The organism is Streptomyces sp. DH12 (assembly GCF_020873895.1).
Taxonomy (GTDB): Bacteria; Actinomycetota; Actinomycetes; order Streptomycetales; family Streptomycetaceae; genus Streptomyces.
The window spans coordinates 1-426 of sequence record NZ_JAHWGT010001304.1 but is presented as its reverse complement, the minus strand read 5'-3'; the positions used below and the strand labels follow the sequence as shown (position 1 = coordinate 426).

General features: G+C 76.1%; 1 pseudogene. It reads left to right on the top strand.

Features of this window, described 5'->3' with window-relative positions:
- A pseudogene (locus tag LPA54_RS39800) lies at positions 1–426 on the top strand (lytic transglycosylase); the annotation flags it as partial.

Genomic DNA, 426 nt, shown 5'->3' with positions numbered 1-426 from the left:
GCCCGGCAAGCCCTCCGGCTCCCGGCCGTCGCCCAGCCCGGCCGCACCCGGCAACGGCGGCAGTCCGAGCACGCCGCCCGTCACGCCCCCGCCGACCACCCCGCCGACGCCCACCGACACGGTGCACCACTTGGAGGACGCCGGCACCGGCACCCTCACCGCCATGGCGGGCCACACCTTCGCCGAGCGCATCTCCACCCGCGCGGAGACGGAGGCCGGCAAGGCGGTCGCCAAAGTGCGGATCCGCTTCACGCTCGTCGGTGACACGGACACCACCTTCGCCGGCGGTGAGACTGTGGCGACGGTGACCACCGACGCGTCCGGTGTCGCGGTCGCGCCCGCGCTGCAGGCGGGGGAGAGGACCGGCGCGTTCGCCGTCCAGGCCGCCGTCGTCGGCCGCTCGGTCAAGGGCGTCCCCTACAAGGC